19 protein-coding genes and 1 riboswitch are annotated in these 18,649 nt (G+C 48.5%); of the genes, 5 read left to right on the forward strand and 14 right to left on the reverse strand.

The genetic code is table 11. The features are described 5' to 3' along the window. Positions 1-52: 52 nt before the first annotated feature. Complete coding sequence (locus Pcarn_RS09235; RefSeq protein WP_261833580.1) at positions 53-1,612, forward strand: SulP family inorganic anion transporter; 1,560 nt, start codon at positions 53-55, stop codon at positions 1,610-1,612. A gap of 44 nt (positions 1,613-1,656) precedes the next feature. On the opposite strand, the gene Pcarn_RS09240 is transcribed toward Pcarn_RS09235, so the two are convergent. The 3 genes from Pcarn_RS09240 to Pcarn_RS09250 all read right to left on the reverse strand — a co-directional run bounded on the left by Pcarn_RS09240 (position 1,657) and on the right by Pcarn_RS09250 (position 5,123). Next, positions 1,657-3,120: an MATE family efflux transporter gene (locus Pcarn_RS09240; protein WP_261833581.1), complete on the reverse strand. Its 1,464-nt coding sequence runs from the start codon at positions 3,118-3,120 to the stop codon at positions 1,657-1,659. Between the two features lie 307 nt (positions 3,121-3,427). Next, the gene (locus tag Pcarn_RS09245; protein ID WP_261833582.1) at positions 3,428-4,411 is read right to left on the reverse strand and encodes a GGGtGRT protein; all 984 of its coding nucleotides are present in this window, start codon (positions 4,409-4,411) and stop codon (positions 3,428-3,430) included. 19 nt (positions 4,412-4,430) lie between these two features. Continuing rightward, a complete protein-coding gene (locus tag Pcarn_RS09250; protein ID WP_261833583.1) occupies positions 4,431-5,123 on the reverse strand; it encodes an iron-sulfur cluster assembly scaffold protein in 693 nt (230 codons plus the stop codon). Positions 5,124-5,301: 178 nt separating this feature from the next. Then, positions 5,302-5,398: riboswitch (Fluoride riboswitch) on the reverse strand. A gap of 154 nt (positions 5,399-5,552) precedes the next feature. On the opposite strand from Pcarn_RS09250, the gene Pcarn_RS09255 reads away from it, so the two are divergent. Further along, positions 5,553-6,371, forward strand: a complete 819-nt coding sequence (locus tag Pcarn_RS09255; RefSeq protein WP_261833584.1) for a MaoC family dehydratase — start codon at positions 5,553-5,555, stop codon at positions 6,369-6,371. On the opposite strand, the gene Pcarn_RS09260 is transcribed toward Pcarn_RS09255, so the two are convergent. Continuing rightward, on the reverse strand, positions 6,355-7,263 hold the full coding sequence (locus Pcarn_RS09260; protein ID WP_261833585.1) for an endonuclease/exonuclease/phosphatase family protein: 909 nt from the start codon (positions 7,261-7,263) through the stop codon (positions 6,355-6,357). The two genes, Pcarn_RS09255 and Pcarn_RS09260, sit on opposite strands and share 17 nt — an antisense overlap. 103 nt (positions 7,264-7,366) lie before the next feature. Between Pcarn_RS09260 and Pcarn_RS09265 the strand changes: the two genes are divergently transcribed. Continuing rightward, the gene (locus tag Pcarn_RS09265; RefSeq protein ID WP_261833586.1) at positions 7,367-8,419 is read left to right on the forward strand and encodes an aldo/keto reductase; all 1,053 of its coding nucleotides are present in this window, start codon (positions 7,367-7,369) and stop codon (positions 8,417-8,419) included. A gap of 12 nt (positions 8,420-8,431) precedes the next feature. After that, entirely contained in the window at positions 8,432-9,280 is an 849-nt protein-coding gene (locus Pcarn_RS09270; RefSeq protein ID WP_261833587.1) for a hypothetical protein, read from the forward strand. Here Pcarn_RS09270 and Pcarn_RS09275 read toward each other — a convergent pair. The 3 genes from Pcarn_RS09275 to Pcarn_RS09285 all read right to left on the reverse strand — a co-directional run bounded on the left by Pcarn_RS09275 (position 9,277) and on the right by Pcarn_RS09285 (position 11,251). Further along, positions 9,277-9,813 (reverse strand): glutathione peroxidase, encoded by a 537-nt coding sequence (locus Pcarn_RS09275; protein WP_261833588.1) that lies wholly within the window; start codon positions 9,811-9,813, stop codon positions 9,277-9,279. The two genes, Pcarn_RS09270 and Pcarn_RS09275, sit on opposite strands and share 4 nt — an antisense overlap. 44 nt (positions 9,814-9,857) lie before the next feature. Next, on the reverse strand, positions 9,858-10,307 hold the full coding sequence (locus tag Pcarn_RS09280) for a DM13 domain-containing protein (protein WP_261835664.1): 450 nt from the start codon (positions 10,305-10,307) through the stop codon (positions 9,858-9,860). Positions 10,308-10,375: 68 nt separating this feature from the next. After that, positions 10,376-11,251 (reverse strand): DMT family transporter, encoded by an 876-nt coding sequence (locus tag Pcarn_RS09285; protein ID WP_261833589.1) that lies wholly within the window; start codon positions 11,249-11,251, stop codon positions 10,376-10,378. Between the two features lie 134 nt (positions 11,252-11,385). Here Pcarn_RS09285 and rlmF point away from each other — a divergent pair, with 134 nt between their 5' ends. Then, positions 11,386-12,300: a 23S rRNA (adenine(1618)-N(6))-methyltransferase RlmF gene (rlmF, locus tag Pcarn_RS09290; RefSeq protein WP_261833590.1), complete on the forward strand. Its 915-nt coding sequence runs from the start codon at positions 11,386-11,388 to the stop codon at positions 12,298-12,300. A 9-nt stretch (positions 12,301-12,309) separates the two neighbouring features. Here rlmF and ribB read toward each other — a convergent pair whose 3' ends face one another. The 7 genes from ribB to Pcarn_RS09325 are packed head-to-tail and all read right to left on the reverse strand — an operon-like array spanning position 12,310 to position 18,633. Continuing rightward, positions 12,310-13,419, reverse strand: coding sequence for a 3,4-dihydroxy-2-butanone-4-phosphate synthase (gene ribB / locus Pcarn_RS09295; protein ID WP_261833591.1), 1,110 nt, complete (start codon positions 13,417-13,419; stop codon positions 12,310-12,312). A 3-nt stretch (positions 13,420-13,422) separates the two neighbouring features. Continuing rightward, positions 13,423-14,268 (reverse strand): sugar phosphate isomerase/epimerase family protein, encoded by an 846-nt coding sequence (locus Pcarn_RS09300; RefSeq protein WP_261833592.1) that lies wholly within the window; start codon positions 14,266-14,268, stop codon positions 13,423-13,425. A gap of 21 nt (positions 14,269-14,289) precedes the next feature. Beyond that, positions 14,290-15,201 carry an AEC family transporter gene (locus Pcarn_RS09305; protein ID WP_261833593.1) on the reverse strand — a complete coding sequence of 304 codons (912 nt, stop codon included), beginning with the start codon at positions 15,199-15,201 and terminating at the stop codon, positions 14,290-14,292. A 2-nt stretch (positions 15,202-15,203) separates the two neighbouring features. Then, on the reverse strand, positions 15,204-15,974 hold the full coding sequence (locus tag Pcarn_RS09310) for a triose-phosphate isomerase (protein ID WP_261833594.1): 771 nt from the start codon (positions 15,972-15,974) through the stop codon (positions 15,204-15,206). Beyond that, positions 15,971-16,606: a dihydroxyacetone kinase subunit DhaL gene (gene dhaL, locus Pcarn_RS09315; RefSeq protein ID WP_261833595.1), complete on the reverse strand. Its 636-nt coding sequence runs from the start codon at positions 16,604-16,606 to the stop codon at positions 15,971-15,973. The genes Pcarn_RS09310 and dhaL overlap by 4 nt, the downstream gene beginning before the upstream one ends. A gap of 4 nt (positions 16,607-16,610) precedes the next feature. Next, positions 16,611-17,612, reverse strand: a complete 1,002-nt coding sequence (locus Pcarn_RS09320; protein ID WP_261833596.1) for a dihydroxyacetone kinase subunit DhaK — start codon at positions 17,610-17,612, stop codon at positions 16,611-16,613. Between the two features lie 10 nt (positions 17,613-17,622). Then, complete coding sequence (locus Pcarn_RS09325) at positions 17,623-18,633, reverse strand: 4-hydroxythreonine-4-phosphate dehydrogenase PdxA (RefSeq protein ID WP_261833597.1); 1,011 nt, start codon at positions 18,631-18,633, stop codon at positions 17,623-17,625. Positions 18,634-18,649 lie beyond the last annotated feature (16 nt).

Consider the following 18,649-nt stretch of genomic DNA (forward strand, 5'->3'; position numbering starts at 1 on the left):
CAGCTAGGCTATGTTTTAGCTGAACTTTTGTAGAAACGGATACGTTAATCCCATGTTTGAATCTCCTCAGTTTTCTAGTCAAAGCGTTAAAAATGACGTTCTGTCTGGTTTAACCGTTGCCCTAGCACTGGTACCAGAAGCCGTTGCTTTTGCGTTTGTTGCAGGCGTTGACCCTATGGTGGGTCTGTATGCTGCATTTATTGTTGGCCTAGTAACCTCTATTTTCGGTGGCCGTCCGGGTATGATCTCTGGTGCAACCGGTGCAATGGCAGTTGTGATGGTAAGCCTAGTGGCCACTCACGGTGTTCAGTATCTATTTGCAGCCATTATGCTAACCGGTGTTATACAGGTGCTAGCCGGCGTGTTTAAGCTGGGTAAATTTATCCGCATCGTGCCACACCCTGTAATGATCGGCTTTGTAAACGGTCTGGCTATTGTGATCTTCCTTGCTCAGCTTGGTCAGTTCCAAGCACCGGATATCGCTGGTGTAATGACTTGGCTTCCAGGCGATCAACTGGCCATCATGTTTGGTTTGGTTGCGCTAACTATGGCAATCATCTTCTTCCTGCCTAAGCTAACCACAGCAATACCTTCTTCTCTGGTTGCTATCGTAACCGTAACCGCTCTCGTGCATGTGTTTGGTCTAGAAACTCGCACCGTTGTAGACTTCCTGCGTTCTATGTCTGGCGATGAAGCTGCGACCCTAGCAGGCACACTACCAACCTTTGCTATTCCTGCGGTGCCATTCAACCTTGAGACGCTACAGATCATCCTGCCATACGCTATCGTGCTCGCGGCAATCGGTCTTATCGAATCACTACTAACTCTGACCGTTCTGGATGAGATGACAAACACCCGTGGTCAAAGCAACCGCGAATGTGTAGGTCAAGGTATCGCAAACCTTAGCTGTTCGGTATTTGGCGCTATGGGTGGTTGTGCAATGATTGGTCAGTCGATGATCAACGTAAACTCAGGTGGCCGTGGTCGTTTATCAGGCATCGTAGCCGCAGTAGCGCTACTAGTGTTCATCCTATTCGCTTCTGCGCTTATTGAGATGATCCCGCTTGCGGCACTAGTGGGCGTTATGTTTATGGTAGTTATCGGCACCTTTGAATGGGCAACCTTCAAGTTGGCTAAGCGTGTGCCGAAGCAAGATTTCTTTGTTATCGTGCTAGTAACCACAGTAACGGTTCTTACTGACCTTGCAGTTGCGGTAGCGGTAGGTGTTGTAGCCTCTGCACTTATGTTTGCTTGGAACCACGCAAAACACATCTATGCGAGCAGCCACATTAATCAAGAAGGCTCAAAAGAGTACCATATCAATGGTCCTGTATTCTTCGGTTCAGCTGCTAACTTCCTTGAACTATTTGACGCGCAAAACGATCCACAAGATGTGATTGTAGATTTTGCTAACTCTCGTGTAACCGATCACTCAGCTATCGAGGCTATTGAGACGTTGGCTGAGCGTTACTCGGCAGTAGGTAAAACCCTACACTTGCGTCACCTAAGCCAAGACTGCCGTGCATTACTGCAAAAAGCAGGCAGCTTGGTTGAGATTAACGTAAAAGAAGACCCGAGCTACAAGGTAGCAACGGACGTTCTAGCGGGTTAATTCCCTTAAATACCAGAGAGCCCAGTCACATGACTGGGCTTTTTTTATTTCTGCTCTGATACCTCAATTAAAGGTTGCTCATTCTTAGCTAACTCTTCAATCACTGCCGCATCGTGGGTACAGAAGGGTTGCATGTTAACCGCCTGCAAACTTTCATCCAGATCATCTTTCGTACAAGCAGCGCAATCGAGTTGGTATACATGATAGCGAAGCGCACCAAGCGCGATTAGACCAAACACAACACTGCCCAGTGCCTGTCCATACAGAACCCCAAGTGCGCCAAACCACGCCGAACCTAGATAAACAAATGGGATAGTACCTAATGTCGCCTTGCCAACATTAAGCGCCGTCGAGTACAGCGGCTTACCTAAGTTATTAAACGAGGTATTCGCCACAAACTGCGCACCATTAAACACAAAGGTAATAGCCACATAAGTGCAAAATATTCGAACGATGGTATCGGCATCACCGGTGAGGCTAAAGCCAAACACTATCTGAGATTGAAGTAGATACAATATCAAGCTCACCACCAAGCAATAGATGGTGACCACAATCAAGGAGTTAAACAGAGTCTCCTTTACCCTATCTAGCCTATCTGCGCCATAGTTCTGTCCTATGATAGGCCCCACTGCGCCCGATAGAGCAAAGATAGCCGCAAATACTACAGGGGTAAGACGACCAATCACCGCAAAACCCGCTACATAATCCTCACCAAATTTCGCAATACCACTGGTCACTATGGCATTACCCACAGGGGTTGCGATATTGGTAAACACCGCAGGAATAGCGATAGCACAGACAGGCTTTAGGCTACCTATCCACTCGGAAAGGTTAAATCGTCCCACTAAGTCATGCTGTTTAATCAAAGGCCACAGCGAGAAAGCCAATACGGTAAAACGAGAAACCGCTGAGGCCAAAGCGGCACCTTGAACGTCCCACATAAACAGGAAGATAAAGATAGGGTCTAATATCGCATTCACTACCCCACCCCATATAGTCGCCATCATAGATCGCTTGGCATCCCCGACCGCACGTAGCGCCGCACCTGCAGCCATACCTAGGGCGACGGCTGGCGTAGTCGGAAGCAGGATGTACATATAGTCTTTCGCATGCTCTAACGCCTCACCTTTAGCGCCAATCAAGGCCAAAAGTTCAGGGATGTAGTAAGTCATAATACCTGTGACCACGGCGTTCACTAGAAACGCGGTCACCAACACATTCATTACTAACTGCCTGGCATTGTCTAAGCGCTTAGCACCAAGGTCTTTCGAAACCAAAGCGCCCATGGCAATGGAAGTACCAATAGAGATGGAGGTAGAGAAGAAGATGAGTGTGCCAGCAAAGCCAACCGCTGCCGCAAGTTCCACCTGTCCCAACATACTGATAAACATCATATCGAGCAGATCGACGATAAAGAGTGACATCAAGCCGATGGAGCCTGCCCCTGACATGGTCAGGATGTGCTTCATGGTCGAGCCTTCGACAAACTTCGCTTCTTGGTCTGACACTGTATTCCCTGAAAATAGAAAAAGCCTTTGGGAATTATGGCTCACTTTTCAGGGAGTTAAAGAAGGAAAAGCCGGTCGAACTAAAAAAGTTTCGACCGGCTTTAATGCCCTCAAAGTGACTCACAAAGAGCGGATTCATGGGTCACTATGGCAAAGCTCGCTTGGCATTAAACGGGTAAGGGGGTCATTTAATAAGGCTCACTTCGCAAATATAGCCAGGATCTTTGGCGGAAAATCCTCACTAAGGGCAATTTAAAAAGAAGTCCATCAGGTATAAGAGGGAACCTGATGGGCTCCTAATTAAGGGTTAAGCGCGTTTTGCTTTAAGCGCTTCGTCTACTGCTACTGCAAGAGCAACAGATGCACCTACCATAGGGTTGTTACCCATACCGATGAAGCCCATCATAGCTACGTGTGCTGGTACTGAAGAGCTACCTGCAAACTGAGCGTCAGCGTGCATACGACCCATGGTATCTGTCATGCCGTAAGAAGCAGGACCTGCAGCCACGTTATCTGGGTGTAGAGTACGACCTGTACCGCCACCTGAAGCTACAGAGAAGTAAGGAAGACCTTCACGGTTACATTCTGCTTTGTAGATACCGGCTACTGGGTGTTGGAAGCGAGTTGGGTTGGTAGAGTTACCTGTGATGCTCACGTCCACGCCAGCGCTACGCATGATAGCCACGCCTTCACGAACATCATCTGCACCGTAACAAGTTATCTCACCGCGAGGACCTTGAGAGAAGCGACGACGCTCAACTTCTTTTAGCTCACCAGTTTCATAGTCAAACTGAGTGCGAACATAGGTAAAGCCGTTGATGCGAGAGATTAGATACGCGGCATCTTTACCAAGACCGTTAAGGATTACTTTAAGCGGAGTTGTGCGTGCTTTGTTTACGTTGAGTGCGATTTTGATAGCACCTTCCGCTGCTGCGAATGACTCGTGACCTGCTAGGAATGCAAAACAAGTGCTTTTCTCGTCTAATAGGCGAGCTGCTAGTGCGCCGTGACCGATACCTACTTGGCGCTGGTCTGCAACACTGCCTGGTTTACACGCTGCTTGTAGACCGCGACCGATAGCTTCAGCTGCCTCGATAGAGCTTTTGCTGTCAGTAAATAGCGCGTAAGCCGTGCCGACTGTGTAGGCTTCAACTGCGCTTTCGAATGCGATTGGCTGGGTTTCCATCACCTGCTCGCGAGTGTCGATGCCAAATTCTTTACAATATGCGAACGCTTCTTCCAAAGAGTTCATGTTCATTTCTGCTAGTAGAGCTTGAGTTGGTTGGTTCATGATTCAATCCTCTTTAGAATTATTGCTGACGTGGGTTGATGGTTTTCACAGCTTCATCGAAACGGCCATAAGTGCCTGATGCTTCTTTTAGTGCCGTGTCAGCGTCAACGCCTGCGTTTACTGCTTTCATGAATTTACCTAGGTTCATGTACTCGTAGCCGATAACTTCGTCGTTTTCGTCTAGACCCATGCGAGTTACATAGCCCTCAGCGATCTCCATATAACGAACGCCTTTAGCTTTAGTTGAGTAGCTTGTACCTACCTGGCTGCGAAGGGTTTGACCAAGGTCTTCCAGTGCTTCACCTACTTCTAGGCCACCTTCTGAGAAAGCAGATTGTGAACGGCCATAAGCAAATTGTAGGAAGATTTCGCGCATTGCTACATTGATAGCGTCACACACTAGGTCAGTGTTCATCGCTTCAAGGATAGTTTTGCCAGTTAGGATTTCAGATGCCATCGCCGCTGACTGAGTCATGCCTGAGCAACCGATGGTTTCGATAAGAACTTCTTCGATGATACCTTGTTTAACGTTCAAGGTTAGTTTTGCAGCGCCCTGCTGAGGAGCACATGCGCCAACACCGTGGCTAAGACCTGAGATTGCGATAACATCTTTAGGATTGATCATACGACCCTCGACAGGGATCGGAGATGATGCGTGTAGGTCGCCGCGTTGAATTGGACACATTGACTGAATTTCGTTTGTGTAATGCATAGTGTTTTCCGCTCTACTGGTTTTACTTCCGGGGAAAACAGCTTGTTTTTATATTGGGCGTGTACTCAAACGAATGTTTGGATATGATTTGGCTACTGCTACCTACCAAACCGAACAACATAGAACTGTGACTATGTCTCTGCGCCCATACCCTTTGTTGGGTAATCTGCTGTTTTCGATTTTAGTAGGAGTCATCAGCCGAGAGGGTTGTTTGACGCTGAGCGTCTCAACAATTCGGCGGTTCAATTAGGTGGAACCCCATCACCTTCGCCATATAATCTAGGTCAGTGGTCGGGAGCTCTCAATAGGCAAAACTGAAACGTAAGATTGCGCTAGGGCATGATTGCGCATGAAACCTGTGGAATATGCTTTTCAGTCTAAAAATAATGCACTAGATTTCAATAAGTTAATTAAAATCATTAAATTTTCATGACCCAAACACTCTCGCAAGAAAATATCAGTTCAGGACTTAAACTTTTTGCCAAGGTGCTGTTGAAGCGCTCAAGCAAGGTCCCAATCGAGCCTATGGCACTCACCATTGAAGGATTCAAGTTCAGCCCTAGCCACATCAAAAACTACTGCGACTACCTAGGCTTCGAGTCAAAAAGCTTGCCCCTACCCTATCTGTTTGTAGCAAGCCAAAATGCCCAACTCGAGCTGCTTCTAAACGAAAGATTTCCCTATAAGGCGCTAGGTCTAGTGCATCGTTCCATCGAACTAGAGATGCCAGAGCCGCTAGATATTCACAAAGCTCATGATGTCGCTTTAGAGATAGGGAAAGAGATCCCCCATCCAAAAGGAGTCGAGTTTGATGTCACGGCGCGATTTATGGTGGAAGGAGTTGAGAGAGCGAAAATGGTCAATCGCTACTTCTGCTTTAAAAAACAGCCTGAGATGGAGTCTAAACCTAGTCCCAAGCCCGAGTTCTCACACCTTAGCTCTAAATCAAATATAAGATTCAATGAAACCAATGTGCGGGGCTATGCCAAGGTATCAGGGGACTACAACCCTATTCACCTGCATGCTCTAACCGCTAAGCCCTTTGGCTTTAAGCGTCCTATCGCCCACGGCATGTTTATGTTAGCTAAAGCCATCAGCACCTTAGACCTAAACACTAGGTATCTAAAAGTAAGCTTTCATCGCCCTGCTCTGCTTCCCATTAAATTAGATCTGGTAGCAGATGAGAATACTGCCTTTTTGATCAACAGTGACAATAAACCCGTGTTAGAGATCAACTGGCAGAAATAGGGTTCAGATCTATGCTGATCAGTGCATGATCGCTGGCCATATAGTCTAGATCGTACACCGGAGAGACGAGGTGCTTGTCTATCAACTGGTAGTTACTCACCTCGATTGCCTTCACCGCACTCTCTGGGCTGAGCTCTTCCGATACTAAGATGTAGTCCAGAATCGAGCCTGACTCTCCGTAATAATGGGTGGGCGTCAGCAAGGGTGAATCGATAAAGGTTTTAGGGTCAAACAAGAAGCGAGCGTCACCCTCGACCAAACAACTTAGCTCTGTACTAGGTAGATCTCGGTTAAAATCCCCCATCAGAACCTGAGGATTACCGTTTGAAGCTTTGGCTTTTCTTAGAAGATATAAAAGGTAGCGCGCTTCCATACCCCGCTGCGAGGTAGAGCGCCACCTCTCAACCTCACCCAACTCAGCCCTAAGCGCTTCATCTACGTCAAATGCTGTTGGCCTTTGGGACTTAAAATGCACCACACAACAATCCAGCTTTCCGAGTTCGGGACACACGACCGTCGCGAGCAAGGGCGCTCGACTAAAAGAGAACTCAGAGCGAATACGAGAATCTACTTCGAGTGTTTTGACATCTGTGATGGGGTAACGTGAGGCTATCGCCACCACTGGCTCAGAGAAGACATAATCACTTTCAAGCTTAGGCTCACCAGCAACATAGAAGTACCCATAACCCAAGGAAAACAGATGCTGCTTTAGCGCCTCAACGCTAAACACCTCTTGCAGGCCAATCACATCGGCATTGAGCTCGAACAGGGTTCGCGTAAGCCAAGCCTGTTTGTCCTGCCACTGCTTCTGAGAGTAGATATTCTCGAAGTCATAATAGGCTGATGGTGGCTGTATATAGTTGAATAGATTAAGACTTGCTATACGAATCAAAGAGTTGGATTCCTTCTTTTATATACACGCAGTTTAGTCCGAGGGGTACAGCCCAAGCAAATTGTGGTTTAATAAAACTCTTCAATACCGACAGAGAAAGCACATGGAATACGCTAAGCTCGGAAGCAGCGACCTCAATGTTTCCCGTGTCTGCCTTGGAAGCATGACCTGGGGAAGACAAAACAATCAACAAGACGCCGACCAGCAGATCGAATTTGCCCTAAACCAAGGGGTAAACTTCATCGATACCGCAGAGTTATATGCCATTCCTCCGACGCCGGATACCTATGGCAAAACGGAATCCATCATAGGCGACTGGTTTTCGAGAAACTCAAACCGACGCCAGGAAATGGTGTTGGCCACCAAGATAGCCGGCTCTGGCCTGCCGTGGATTCGCGAAGGCGGCCCTATTAACGGTGAAGCCATCATTCAATCTGTAGATGCCTCTCTAAAACGTCTGCAGACAGATTATATCGACCTGTATCAACTGCACTGGCCAAATCGCACTACCCCGCATTTCGGTAAACATTGGCCGGGACATGTAACCTTCTCTGATGACAATGGTAAGGAACAGACTTCTCAGATGCTTGAGATACTGCAAGCCCTTTCTGAGTGCATCAAGGCAGGCAAGATCCGTCACTGTGGCCTTTCTGATGATACCCCTTGGGGTATCTCTACTTACCTTAAGCTTGCTCAGCAACATGACCTTCCTAAGATGGTGTCAATCCAGAATGAATTTAGCCTTCTGTGTCTAAAAGACTGGCCTTATCTTATCGAGCAGTGCATCCAAGAAGAGGTGGCTTATTTGCCATGGTCTCCACTGGCAACCGGCGTGCTGACAGGTAAGTATGCCAACGGAGCAAGACCTAAGGGTAGCCGTTGGTCAATCCCACAAAGACACGGACTGCTACGTGATACGGACAATACCCATAACGCTGTGGCTCAATATGTGGCAATCGCTGCCGAGCTAAATATCACTCCAGCTCAACTTGCACTGGCATGGTGTAATCAAGTGGACGGGGTTACCTCAAGCATCATAGGTGCAACCTCTGTGGCTCAATTAAAAGAAGATATCGATGCCTTTGATATCACGCTAGACCAAGCTGCTTTGGACAAGATTGGTGCTGTAATTAAGCAGTTCCCAGTGCCGTACTAATAGGAAGTTACTATGGGTATAGATTTTAATAATCTCACGGCAAAGCAGCGCGTGTTGCTTACATGTCTCGCGGTTGCCTTGATGCTCACTGCCAGCCTTAATGTTGCAGATAGCTATACCCATCAACTGCTAGACCAATCCATAGACCAAGGGGTGATCGCCTTTGCCTCGGTCAGGGCAATCCATGCGGTTATCGCTCTATTGGAGGGGACCGAAATCAGCGTTCCCTTTCTAACTGTCAGTATCGGTGAGGTGCTCTCTCCGGCCACAGAGATATTGCAATCCACCTCTACCGTTCTGACCACCGCCTTGGCATCTCTTGGCCTGCAAAAAATACTGCTAGAGATGTTCTCAACTAAGGTGTTCAACGCCATAGTGCTGATATCAGGTATCGGATTTCTCTGCACCCTTTGGCTGAAGCTATCCCCCGCCCTAAGTAAGTTCCTGCGAACTGCCTTTGGCATTATCTGTTTATCGCGCTTTATTATCGTTTTGGCACTGCTGTTGAATGGTGTGGTCGACAGCCTCTTTCTCAATCAGCAGGCTGATCAACTCACCCAACAGACAGACTTTATCAAGCAAGACATTCAACAGATAAACCAGAAGCTAATAGAAACGCCACCGCCAGAAGACGATGGCTTGTGGGGTCAAGCGAGTCGAGCTTGGAACTCGTTGTCGTCTGGCTTCGAGCAAACCAAAGAGCAGTGGGAGCAAGACTTCGAGCGTCTTCAAGACAAGATAGAAGACCTCATCGAAAATCTGCTTACCCTGATAGCGCTTTTTACGCTGAAGACCATTTTGATCCCCATAGGCTTTTTGCTACTGCTGAAAAAACTGATGTGGCGCGTGGTCAGTCTCTAGAGGTGCTGTTCAATCACATCGGTTAGCGTACCACTGGTTGGAGAAACGCTACTTGGAAAGGTCGCTACCACCTCACCGTCTTTATCAATTAAGAACTTATAAAAGTTCCAGCGCGGTGACACACCAGACTGTTTGGCGATCTTACTAAACACAGGATTGGCATTCTTGCCCTTGATTGAGGTTCTCGCCACCATAGGGAAGGTAACCCCGTAATCTAGATAGCAAACCTTAGCGGTATTCTCTTCGCCCCCACGGTCTTGGTTGAAGTCGTTGGACGGAAAGCCCACTACCACTAGTCCCTGCTGCTTATATTTTTGGTACAGGGCTTCCAGCTGTTTATATTGCGGCGTAAAGCCACACTGACTGGCCGTGTTCACCACCAATAGGGTTTTCCCCTCAAAGGCTTGGCAAAAGTCGATAGATTCAGTGGAGTTGAGTTTTTGCTGGCTTACCTTAAGAATGTCAGCACAAGCAAATGCACCACCAGAGAATCCAGCGGTGAGTAAGGTAATGGTGAGTATTAGCGGTTTCATAAGCGCACCTCCTGAGATTTTTACCTAAGGTGCGCTACAAGGGATCATTTATATTGTGCTGAGGTGATGAACTCACCAAAGCTCTCACACCACACTACTACTGTGTTGTAGTTATCAATATCTACCGAGGAGTCCACTGGCAGGCTAAAACCAGTAAAACTTTTCACATCCCCTATCTGCACCATCTGCGATTTGAGCTCATTGAACTTAGCTTCGGTTTCCACAAATTCTGGAGACAAATAAAGCTTGTAATCAGGACCCGGGGCTAGCTCCCCCATAAAAGAGATCTGTGAATCACTTATATTGACCTTACCCTCTCCCCAGTGGAAAAAGTCACTGTCCTGACGCTCTTTAGTGAAGTTAGCGGTGAACTGCGCGCTGTCGAAATGGCGGATGATCTGCTCGGTAGGCGCTGGAGGCGCAGTTAGTACCGGCAGTAGATAGATACCCAAGGCAAACCCCACTCCTAAGGTGATGGTGTGGGTGATGATCATTAGGATAATTTTCAAGCTAGCTCCTCCTTGTGCCAATTGCACCTAAAAAGCTTAGCCAAAAAAACTCGTTATGTAGCAGTATCTTGCGCCGGAATCGGTTCTTTTTTAGAACGGCGCCAGCGTATCGGCATCAGAGGCACCACTATCATCAAGATACCCAAGGTGGTCAGCATATCCGGCACCTCATCAAACCCGATAATTCCAAAGATGGTGACAAACACCAAGCCCGAGTATTCAGCTAGAGCAATCTGGCCAGCTTCTGCCTTACGGTAGGCAAACACCACTAGCGCATGATAAGCCAATACAAAGAAGTTTATCGCGGCTATCCAGAAAAGATGACGAGGCTCTATCTCACCCCAATTTGGCAATGCCAATAAAAAAGCACCCGGAATGGTCAGAGCGGTAGTCCAAAACAGCGTAGTCACCACAGACTGCTTCGGAAGTTTTCGGATAAGGATATTCCCCACCGCCATCGCCAGCGCGCTACCAAGCGCTATGATTGCCGCCCAGTGAAAATGCTCTGGCCTTAGCACCACCAGCACCCCTACAAAGCCGATACCCGTGGCAATAATCTTCTTCATCGGTGGGACTTCCTTTAGAAACACTACCGATAGAGGGAGCATCATCAAAGGCGCCACATAAAACATGGCATTGGCGGTGGCTAGGGTTAGATGAGTAATGGCCACCATGGCACAGCCACTGCCAATCAAAATAAACTGCGCTCGCCAAAAGTTGACCTTACAACAGCCTGACATACGCTCTTCTCTTGGCTGTTTTAACCAAAGTGGGGCAATAAACACTAAGCTCAAGATCTGGCGGATCAGCACATACTGAAAGGTTGGCACCTCACCGTTTAGCACCTTCAGAGAGACATCTGAAAAAGAGGCCATCAGGTTTGCCAATACCAGAAGCAGGATAGCGGTTTGAATATTGCGATTGGACATAGAAGAGTTGGACTAAGATCACACTTTGAAATTGAGGCGCGAAGATAGCAAGCTTTGGCCTTACTTTGCAAGATTACCTATGTATGGCTCTTATTCATGCTAGACTCTCGCAAAATCGAATCGTCCGTAAAGCTATGAATAAACCTGCCTCTCCCGGTCTACACCCGAATAACCCGCACAAGGGTCGTTACAATATTCCTGCGCTGTGCAAGGCACTGCCTGCACTCTCAGCTAAGGTTAAGCGCAACCCAAAAGGTGAGCAGACCATAGACTTTACCGACAGCGAATCTGTGGTGCTGCTAAACAAAGCGCTTTTGATGCACCACTATGGCATCGAGTTTTGGGACTTACCCAAGGGTTTTCTATGCCCGCCTATTCCGGGGCGTGCGGATTACGTGCATAGGTTGTCTGAGTTCGTCGACAATAAAGAGACCAAGGTACGTGTGCTGGATATTGGCACAGGCGCTAGCCTTATCTATCCAATCATAGGGGCAACTGAGTATCAGTGGCAGTTTGTCACCAGTGATATTGACCCTATATCGGTGAAATCCTCTAAAGCCATCGCAAGCCTTAATCCTAAGCTAAAAGGGCGCATCGATTGTCGCTTGCAAGACTCAGCCAAACACATCTTTAAAGGCATCATTCAGCCCGGTGAGCAGTATCATCTCACCATGTGTAATCCACCGTTTCATAAATCACTGCAAGAGGCCGAGCAAGGCACGCTGCGCAAAGCAAAAAATCTTGCGGCTAATAAGCGTAAGCGCGGCAATACTGACAAAACAAAGGATGTGAAATCAGGTCTGAATTTTGGCGGTCAAAAGGCTGAGCTATGGTGCCCTGGGGGAGAAGAGGCCTTCGTTAAGAGCATGGCCGATGAGAGCAAACTGTTTGCCTCTCAGGTGAAGTGGTTTAGCACCCTTATCTCCAAGAAAGAGAATGTGGCAAAACTAAAAAAGAGGCTCAAGCAACTTGAAGCCTCTGATATTAAAGTAGTGGATATGGGGCAAGGCCAGAAACTGAGTCGTTTCGTGGCCTGGCGTTTTAACTAATCCAACATCTTACTCGGTGACGTATTCCACAATCTCAAGGCCAAAGCCTGACAGAGAGTGATAGCGAGTATTACCCGATGACAGTAGCTTCATCTTGCTGATGCCAAGGTCGGCTAAGATCTGAGAGCCAACACCTACCTGTCTTGAGTAGTCTGTTCCCTTAGTGGCGAGCACCGGCTTGCCACTTTCTTCAGCCTGCATACGCTTCACCTTAGCTATCTTGCTGTTGGAATCTTCCTCTTTACCTAAGATAACCACAACGCCACCCTCTTCACTCACCTTGCCAAGAGCACGCTCGATAGGCCAGTGTCGAGCTCCTTGCCTAGTGGCCGCAAATAGGTCGTTAAACAGCTCGGGCATATGAACTCGAACCAAAGATGGCTCTTCTGAGATCTCACCCTTTTTCAGGACATAGTGCACCTGCTTATCGATAGTATCTTGGTAGGTCACCATATCAAACTCACCAAACTCGGTCGGCAGTTTACACTCAGCTATGCGCTCTACCGTGGTTTCGGTGCGATTACGATACGCAATCAGATCAGCGATGGTACCTAGCTTAATGCCATGCTCTTCAGCGAACACCTCTAGCTCTGGACGACGCGCCATAGTGCCGTCAGGATTTAGGATCTCTACGATAACTGAGGCAGGTTCAAAACCCGCAAGTCTCGCCAGATCACAGCCAGCTTCGGTGTGACCTGCGCGGTTTAGTACGCCACCATCTTTCGCCGCTAGCGGAAAAATGTGCCCTGGCTGAACCAAGTCTGCCGCCACGGCATCTTTTGCTACGGCCGCCTGCACGGTTACCGAGCGGTCTTCAGCTGAGATCCCCGTTGTCACGCCCTCTGCCGCCTCGATAGAAACGGTAAACGCCGTTGCCCAAGGTTCTGTTGGGTTAGACACCATAGGGATAAGATTCAGGTTCTGACAGCGCTTTTGAGTTAGAGTCAGGCAGATCAGCCCGCGCCCATGGGTGGCCATGAAGTTGATCGTCTCCGGCGAGATGCACTCCGCCGCGATCATGATATCCCCTTCATTCTCTCTGTCTTCGTCATCCATTAGGATAACCATTTTGCCTTGACGATAATCTTCGAGGAGCTCCTCGATACTGCTGATTGCCATCTTTTATGCCTCTTCTGCCAGTTGGCGAATATGGGAGATGCTGTCATCCAACACCTTAGTGATAATCTCTATGCTCTCTGGTGAGCGACCGCGCACTGGGAAGGTATCCTTGCGACGTGACATACGTAGCGGCTTCTCAATGCTGAATGAAAGGTTGCGATTGTTGATCGCTTCTATGATGGGTTTGTAGTTGATGATGCCCTCACCCAAAGTCGGGAAGGTAAATTTATCATCGTGTACCAAAACATCCTTCACATGGAAGTGACGACAAAACGGAAGGGCAAATTTCGCCTCTTCTGCTGGGCTAAGGTTAGGTGCAAGAGAGACCGAGTTGCCTGGGTCGAAGTTCAGCGCCAACGCCGAGTGCCCTACCTCACCTAAGATACGCACCCCATCTTCAGCACTGACAAAGGCATTGAAGTTGTGGTCACCACCGTTTTCGATACAGATAACGCAGCCATGCTCCTCGGCATAGGGCGCTAGCTCTTTTAGGTTCTGTACTATGGTGTGTCTCTCACCGATAGGACCTGTACAGGTGTTAAGATAGGTTACGCCAAGCTTATTAGCAAAACGGATACGCAGCTTAAACTCTTCAATCGCATTTGGCGCTGCCAGATTCATGGTGCAGCCCAGAGCATCGGTAGTCAGCCCCTCTTTCTCTAGTAGAGAGAGCAGATAGTTGGCGTGATTTTCAGAGAACATGTCTCTGTCCAATTGGCCAACATACCCCTGGTTAAATGCGAACTCTACCTTCTTCACACCTAGGCTTTTTATCGTTTTAAGAGAGATCTTAAGGTCATGGCCATCAAAAATGGCGGTATTAATCGCTAACCTATCAATAATGTTCATTTTCCATCCTTAGTTCCCGCCTCACGCTAAACGGGAAACAACCATCTCCCATCCAATGAGGGAGACCAGTGAGCAAGTGGTTGAGCCTAGGATCACGCTCGCGGTAGATTCTCTCGCTACCTGATAGCGCTCAGCTAACAAATAGACGTTGATCCCCGTCGGCAAGGCGCACAATAGCACCAGAACCTGAGTCTCTATGGCAGACAGTGAAAATAGATACTGCGCCACAATCAGGGCGGCAAATGGGAAACCCACTACCTTCACAAACAGGAGCATCGACACCTTTTGTTGCTTTAGGTCATCGGTGCGATAAAAGCCCAAGCTTGCGCCTAATACCACCAAAATAATCGGTAAGGCGATAAAGCCTATGCCGTCAATAGAGCTTGCCAACCAAGCTGGCAAGCTGATTCCAAATAGATTAATCAAGGCACCGCCGACGATAGCCAACAAAATCGGATCGGTCGCTACCTTGCTGTAGCTGTAAAATCCCTCTTCACCGCTTCGTATCATGAGAACATTGAATGCAGGCAGTATAAGCACTAGGTTGACGAAGACTATTCCCATCAACATCAGCTCAGCCTCGTTCCCATAAAGTGAGAAGATAAGCGGTACCCCAACCCCTACCGCATTTGGGTAAAGAGCTGAGATGGATTTCACGTTACTTTCGGCCACACTCTGCACTTGAGATTGACTTAGGAAGAGCCTGACCACGAAAAACAGCAGCATAATGCTGACTAAATAACCTCCAACCATCTGCCAAGAAGGTAACACCTCTAGATCAGCACGACTCATGGCGCCGAAAAACAGGGTTGGAGTGAGGAAAGCGAAGGCAAACTTGCGCACCGCATCCACATGTTGGCTGCGAACCTGTTTAACGGTTCGCGCCAACACAAATCCAGCCAATATCCATGCTATTAACTGAACCTGTTGCACAGTTAACTATGCGCTCTAGCTATCTCAAGAAGATGACAATAGCCCTCAGCATTCCAAGCGGTGCGCCCAACAAATAGGCCATCAATATTGGTCTGACTAAGAAGCTCATTGGCATTCTCAAGATTCACACTGCCACCGTACAAAAGCACTGTACGCTGGGCAATGTCTTCACCAAAGCTGTCGGTCAGTGCCGTACGAAGTGCATCATGCACGCTTGCCGCCTCAGCAGCTGTCGCGGGTGTGCCATGCTCGCCAATCGCCCATACTGGCTCATAAGCGATAATCACATCACTCACCTGAGCGCTAGGTACTTGGTGTAGCGCAATCTTCACCTGACGAACAACCGACTCGATAGAAACGCCCCAGGCCTTCTCTTGATGAGTGTCACCAACACATACCAAAGGAGTGAGACCGTGTTTCAATGCGGCCAGCACCTTCTTGTTCACCGTTTCATCGGTTTCACCAAATTGGGCGCGACGCTCAGAATGGCCCAGCTCAACTAGGGTTGCACCACAGTCTTTCAGATGCAAAGGCGAAACCTCACCGGTAAATGCCCCTGCATCCTGCCAGCACATGTTCTGCGCACCAACCACCGCTTTAGACTCAGCGAAGGCTTGGCTTACCTGATCCACATAAGGAAACGGAGGAATGACAAACGGTTGCACCGACTCAGGAGACGATTCGATCGCCTCACGAGTTGCCAAGGTCCAAGCTTGGGCCTCAGCTTTGCTTTTGTTCATCTTCCAGCTAGTCCCTATCCACAGCTTCTTCATGCAGCAACCTGCTCTGTCGCAAATTCACACATGAACTGAAGGATGAACGCCATAGACATAGCGCCAGGATCTGGGTGGCCTAGAGAGCGCTCACCTAGTGTCTTAGCTTTACCTGTGGTCGCGATCATGTCTTTAGTCGCCTCTACCCCAGCTTGCGCTGCAGCAGCAATTGCTGGTAGGTGCTCACTTAGCTCACCTTGACGAGACTCAGACTCTTTAACTGCCGCTACCAGTGCATCGATCATTGTCTTGTCACCAGGCGCTGCACCGCCACGCTCGTAAACGCCTTGTAGGCCAGCCGCTAGGAATTCAGAAAGCACTTGTGTGTTTAGCTCATTTGCACCCTTGATAGCCTTAGCGCCTGAACGGAAAAGCGTACCGAAGATCGCGCCCGATGCACCGCCCATCGTCGACATCATGGTTGTGCCGATCTTAAGTAGTAGCTTGCTCACATCAGCTGGTGCAAAGCTCTCATCCGCTAGAAGCTCTTGAACCGCCTTGAAGCCACGCTCCATACCGATGCCGTGGTCGCCATCACCAATAGCTTGGTCAAATTTAGTCAGTACAGGCTCGCTCGCCACCATTTTGTCAGCAACATAAGCCATCATTTGTTTTGCGTTTTGTACATCCATTTTGTTACTTCCTTAGAGCAAATGAGTCACATGAGTAGTCGTAAAGTTCTTTTAGTTCTTCGTCTAGCTTAAGTAGAGTGATTGAGTAGCCAGACATCTCTTGAGAGGTGCAGTAGTTACCTACTAAGGTGTCGTGAACCTTGATGCCACGCTCTGCCAGCAATTTATGTGCTTGGCGAGTAGCAATCAGAAGCTCCATATAAGTTGAAGAGCCTAGGTTGTTCACTAGTAGACACACTTCATCACCAGACTGGTATGGCAGGTCACCACACAGCTGATCCACCAGCTTTGAAACGACCTCGTCAGCCGAAGACATCTTCTCGCGAGCCACACCTGGTTCACCGTGAAGACCCATACCAATCTCCAGCTCATCGTCTGGCAGTTCAAAGTTGAACGAATTAGTTTGAGGAACCGAGCCCGCAGACAGTGCCACACCGATTGAACGGGTGTAGTCACGAGAGCGCTCAGTCAGCTCAACAATCTTGTCAAAGTCAGTGTATTTCTCAGACGCCGCACCCGCGATCTTCAGAACATATAGGTCACCGGCTGTGCCGCGACGCTCTTCAATCTTAGAAAGTGGCGCCGATGCTACGTCGTCCCATACACGTACAGTGTGAGTCTTGATGTCTTCATCATCAGCAAGCTCAGCTGCGATGTCGAAGTTCATGTTATCGCCGGCATAGTTACCGTAGATGTAAATAACGCCTTTGCCGTTATCCACCGCTTCTGTGGTCTGCATGATGACGTTTGGTGCGGGAGCTGCGAAGATATCGCCCAGAGCGGCCGCATCTGCCAAGCCTTTACCAACATAGCCTGCAAACAGTGGCTCGTGACCTGAACCACCACCGGTTACGATAGCCACTTTGTCTGACGGCAGGTCAGTACGAATCGCTGCCGTAATACCTGGCAGGCCTTCTAGCTTGCCGCTCATAGCCGCAAGCATACCTTCGTATTGCTCTTGGGCAACGCGCATAGGGTCGTTGATCAGTTTCTTTGGTTTTCTCATTGCTACATCCTTACGCAAATTTTTTCTGATAACTGGTCGCCATCTTGACGGTTGTGGTCAGTGCGTTCTTCATCGCTGCCGTAGATGCGATGTTCTTACCATAGATATCGAACGCACTGCCGTGGTTTGCTGTCGCGATTGGGATAGGGATACCGCCCTGAACGGTTACGCCGCGGTCAAAGCCCATCATCTTAAGTGCAGTTGCACCCTGGTCGTGATACATGGAAACGATTGAGTTAAGGCCCTGCTTCTCAACGATCCACATAGTGGTGTCACCAGGGAAAGGACCGCACGCTTGAATGCCCTTCTCTTTCGCCTTTTCGATAGCTGGAGTGATGATAGTGATCTCTTCATCACCGAATAGACCGCCCTCACCGCCATGTGGGTTTAGCGCTTGAACCGCAATCTTAGGCTCTTCGAAGCCAGCCGATTTTAGAGTGCGATCCATAAGCTCGATGGTCTCAAGCACAGAATCTACGCTTAGGTTGTCTACTACATCTTTGAATGGGATATGCGATGTAACACGGCCAGCCCAGATGTCATCAACCACGTTCACTTCACAGCCAAAGCCTTTATAGCCAGTTAGCTCTGCAAACCAAGACAGCTCGTCTCGGTGTGCAAGGCCGGCTAGGCTCATCGCTTGCTTGTTCAGTGGAGCAAAGCAGATACCGTGAGTCTTACCTTCAAGGGTTAGGTCTACCGCAATCTTTAGTGAATCAAGTACATATTGACCACCTTGTGGGGTTGCTTTCCCGTACTCAATCTCTTTTTCGTTTGAGTTTTTAAAGGTCAGTAGAACCGGCTTATCACCCTCAAACTGTGCTTCTTCAAAGCTAGATACCACGTCGTAGTCGAAGCTAACCTGGGCTACATCCATACCCTTACGCAGTTCATACTCTTCAGCGATGATAAGGATGTTAGCTTGCTGGCGGTTTTCTTCTTCTGCCAATACTTTCACTGCTACCTCTGGACCGATACCTGATGGGTCACCTAGAACAAGAGCAATAGTTGGTTTAGTCATGGGTTTATTCCTTTAA

The sequence above is a fragment of the Vibrio ishigakensis genome, assembly GCF_024347675.1.
Classification (GTDB): Bacteria; Pseudomonadota; Gammaproteobacteria; order Enterobacterales; family Vibrionaceae; genus Vibrio; species Vibrio ishigakensis.

What these genes read in the sequence shown, in the direction of transcription:
- dhaL (WP_261833595.1), bottom strand. Translation starts at nt 16,606, where the DNA reads ATGGATGTACAAAACGCAAAACAAATGATGGCTTATGTTGCTGACAAA.
- Pcarn_RS09310 (WP_261833594.1), bottom strand. Translation starts at nt 15,974, where the DNA reads ATGAAGAAGCTGTGGATAGGGACTAGCTGGAAGATGAACAAAAGCAAA.
- Pcarn_RS09280 (WP_261835664.1), bottom strand. Translation starts at nt 10,307, where the DNA reads ATGATCATCACCCACACCATCACCTTAGGAGTGGGGTTTGCCTTGGGT.
- Pcarn_RS09265 (WP_261833586.1), top strand. Translation starts at nt 7,367, where the DNA reads ATGGAATACGCTAAGCTCGGAAGCAGCGACCTCAATGTTTCCCGTGTC.
- Pcarn_RS09235 (WP_261833580.1), top strand. Translation starts at nt 53, where the DNA reads ATGTTTGAATCTCCTCAGTTTTCTAGTCAAAGCGTTAAAAATGACGTT.
- Pcarn_RS09285 (WP_261833589.1), bottom strand. Translation starts at nt 11,251, where the DNA reads ATGTCCAATCGCAATATTCAAACCGCTATCCTGCTTCTGGTATTGGCA.
- Pcarn_RS09325 (WP_261833597.1), bottom strand. Translation starts at nt 18,633, where the DNA reads ATGACTAAACCAACTATTGCTCTTGTTCTAGGTGACCCATCAGGTATC.
- Pcarn_RS09270 (WP_261833587.1), top strand. Translation starts at nt 8,432, where the DNA reads ATGGGTATAGATTTTAATAATCTCACGGCAAAGCAGCGCGTGTTGCTT.
- Pcarn_RS09255 (WP_261833584.1), top strand. Translation starts at nt 5,553, where the DNA reads ATGACCCAAACACTCTCGCAAGAAAATATCAGTTCAGGACTTAAACTT.
- Pcarn_RS09245 (WP_261833582.1), bottom strand. Translation starts at nt 4,411, where the DNA reads ATGAACCAACCAACTCAAGCTCTACTAGCAGAAATGAACATGAACTCT.
- Pcarn_RS09275 (WP_261833588.1), bottom strand. Translation starts at nt 9,813, where the DNA reads ATGAAACCGCTAATACTCACCATTACCTTACTCACCGCTGGATTCTCT.
- Pcarn_RS09320 (WP_261833596.1), bottom strand. Translation starts at nt 17,612, where the DNA reads ATGAGAAAACCAAAGAAACTGATCAACGACCCTATGCGCGTTGCCCAA.
- Pcarn_RS09300 (WP_261833592.1), bottom strand. Translation starts at nt 14,268, where the DNA reads ATGAACATTATTGATAGGTTAGCGATTAATACCGCCATTTTTGATGGC.
- ribB (WP_261833591.1), bottom strand. Translation starts at nt 13,419, where the DNA reads ATGGCAATCAGCAGTATCGAGGAGCTCCTCGAAGATTATCGTCAAGGC.
- rlmF (WP_261833590.1), top strand. Translation starts at nt 11,386, where the DNA reads ATGAATAAACCTGCCTCTCCCGGTCTACACCCGAATAACCCGCACAAG.
- Pcarn_RS09250 (WP_261833583.1), bottom strand. Translation starts at nt 5,123, where the DNA reads ATGCATTACACAAACGAAATTCAGTCAATGTGTCCAATTCAACGCGGC.